The following is a 2,682-nucleotide window of genomic DNA, read 5'->3' as shown; positions in this document are numbered from 1 at the left end:
CGGGCGCCGGATCGTGACGCTGGTGGAGCTGGCCTGGGCCACGGCCCCCGGCGATCCCAACGGCGACGATCTGCCGGCCGAGCAGGTCGCGAGAGCGGCTTCGGCTTGAGCGTCACCACGAATGAGATGCGCTCCCTCTCCCGCTTGCGGGAGAGGTTGAGACACCTACGCCGCCTCGGAGCCGCCGAGATAGGCGTCGCGAATGCGAGGGTCGTCCTTCAGTGCGCGCGCCGGGCCTGACAGCACGATCTTGCCGGTCTGCAGCACATAGGCTTCATGCGCGATCTCGAGCGCGAGGCTGGCGTTCTGCTCGACCATGAACACCGAGACGCCTTCCTGGTTGATGGTGCGGATCAGCTCCAGCACGCGGTCGACATAGAGCGGCGACAGGCCCATGGTCGGCTCGTCCATGACGATCATGCGCGGACGGCTCATCAGTGCGCGCGCCATCGCCACCATCTGCTGCTCGCCGCCGGAGAGCGAGCCGGCGCGCTGCGACAGGCGTTGGCCGAGCTTCGGGAACAGCGTCAGCATCTTGTCGAGATCCTGCGCGATCGCGTCGCGATCGTTGCGCACGAAGGCGCCCATCAGGATGTTTTCGCGCACGCTCATGTCCGCGAACAGCCGCCGCGCCTCCGGCACCGAGGCGATGCCGCGGCGGACGATCTGCGGCGTCGAGAGGCCGAGCAGCGAGGCGCCGTCGAAGCTCACCTCGCCCGAGCGTGGCTTCACTAGGCCCAGGATGATCTTCATCGTGGTCGACTTGCCGCTGGCATTGCCGCCGAGCAGGCAGACGATATGGCCACGCGCAACCGTGATCGACAGGTCGAAATGCACCTGAGCCTGACCGTAGAAGGTGTTGACGCCGGTGAGCGTGAGCAGCGGTTCGGCCGAAGCGTTCGTCATGCCGCGCTCTCCTGCTCCGTTGCCAGGCCGTGACCAAGATAGGCCTCGATCACCTTGGGATCACGCCGCACCTCTTCGCCCGGCCCTTCCGCGATCTTCTTACCCTCGTCCATGACGACGACGCGGTCGGAGAGCCGCATCACCATCTCCAGCTTGTGCTCGATCAGGAGGATGGTCAGCCCTTCCGCCTTGAGCTCGGCGACGAGACCCTGCATCTCCGCGGTTTCGGTCGGGTTCATGCCCGCCGTCGGCTCGTCGAGCAGCAACAGGCGCGGCTTCAGCGCGAGCGCACGTGCGATCTCGACGCGGCGCCGGTTGGCGTAGGAGAGACTATAAGCCGGCTGGTCGATCCGCGGCAGCAGCCGCTCGCCGAAGCGCGCGAGAATGGCTTTCACCTCTTCCCGCAGTTTCTCCTCCTCGGCCTTGACGCTCGCCGGGCGCAGCAGCGCGAGTCCCAGCTCCAGCAGCGGGCCGATCACCGGCACGGCCGGCTTCACCGCGCGCAGCCGCGTGTGGGCGCCGATCAGGACGTTGTCCATGACGCTGAGATTGCCGAAGACGCGACCGAGCTGGAACGTGCGCGCGATCCCCTCGCCTGCAAGCCGTTCCGGCGACAGGCCCGTGATGTCCTGGCCTTGGAAGCTGACAGCGCCGTCATCGGGCCGGTCGAGCCCGGTCACGAGATTGAACAAGGTCGTCTTGCCGGCGCCGTTCGGACCGATGATGCTGACGAGTTCGCCCTTGGCGAGATCGAGATCGATGGCGTCGACGGCGGTGAGGCCGCCGAAGCGTCGCGTCAGCCCGCGCAGGGACAGCATCAGCGTGTTCTGCTCCGCCATCAGATCGTCCCCAGCAGGCCCTGCGGCCTGAACCGCACGAGCAGCAGCAGCACGATGCCGTAGATTAGAATGCGATACTCCGCCGCGATCCGGAAAACTTCGGGCAGACCGACCAGCGCGACCGCCCCGAGAATGGCCCCGACGACATTGCCGAGGCCGCCGAGGATGACGACCGTCAGCGCCAGGATCGATTGCTGCGTGTTGAAGGTCTCGTGGTTGATGTAGGAATACAGGTGCGCCGCGATGCCGCCGCTGACGCCGGCGGCGAAGCCGCCGAAGATGAAGGCGAGCGACTTGTAGCGATTGAGGCTGAGGCCATAGGCACGCGCGGCGACGTCGTCGTCGCGGATGGCGCGGAAGCTGCGGCCGAGATGCGAAGTGAGCAGCCGCCCCTGCAGCAGCGCCAGCACGACCATCACGGCGAAGCTGAACCAGTAGATCGAGGTCGGGCTGATCAGATCGTAGCCGAACAGCGACAGCGGCGGGATGCCGGAGATGCCGATCGGCCCGCGCGTGACGCTCTCCCAGTTCAGGATCACCAGCGACACGATTTCGCCGATGGCGAGCGTCGCGATCGACACATAATGCCCGCGCAGGCGGAACGACGGCGAGATCAGCGCAGTGCCGAGCGCAGCGCTCATTAGGCCACCGCCGATGATGGCGAGACCGGCCGGCACCGAGAACGTGAGCGACAACAGCGCCGACGTGTAGGCGCCGATCGCGAGCAGCGCGGCGTGACCGAGCGAGACCTGGCCGATCGTGCCCGCAACCAGCGTCAGGCTAAGCGCGAGCATGCCGAGCAGCCAGGCATTGATCAGGGTCTGTAGCACGTAGAACGAGACCGGGAAAAACGGCAGGACCGCGAAACCTGCGGCCGCAACAGCTAAAGCCCAGCGTGGAATGCGCACTGGCCGGCTCGGCGCGATGAACGTGCCGG

Annotated in this window: 3 protein-coding genes; all 3 read right to left on the bottom strand. The window is 66.8% G+C overall.

Going from position 1 to position 2,682, the window contains the following annotated elements; genetic code table 11:
- Positions 1–165 precede the first annotated feature (165 nt).
- Entirely contained in the window at positions 166–906 is a 741-nt protein-coding gene (locus MOV75_RS33765; RefSeq protein WP_246924631.1) for an ABC transporter ATP-binding protein, read from the bottom strand.
- Complete coding sequence (locus tag MOV75_RS33760; RefSeq protein WP_246924629.1) at positions 903–1,745, bottom strand: ABC transporter ATP-binding protein; 843 nt, start codon at positions 1,743–1,745, stop codon at positions 903–905. The genes MOV75_RS33765 and MOV75_RS33760 overlap by 4 nt, the downstream gene beginning before the upstream one ends.
- The coding region (locus MOV75_RS33755) for a branched-chain amino acid ABC transporter permease (protein WP_247007502.1) at positions 1,745–2,682 on the bottom strand (938 nt) is incomplete at its 5' end. The genes MOV75_RS33760 and MOV75_RS33755, both read right to left, overlap by 1 nt.

The sequence above is a fragment of the Bradyrhizobium sp. PRIMUS42 genome (assembly GCF_023006515.1).
GTDB lineage: Bacteria > Pseudomonadota > Alphaproteobacteria > Rhizobiales > Xanthobacteraceae > Bradyrhizobium.
Note: the sequence above shows the minus strand (reverse complement) of the source record. Positions and strands in the feature narration are given on the sequence as shown.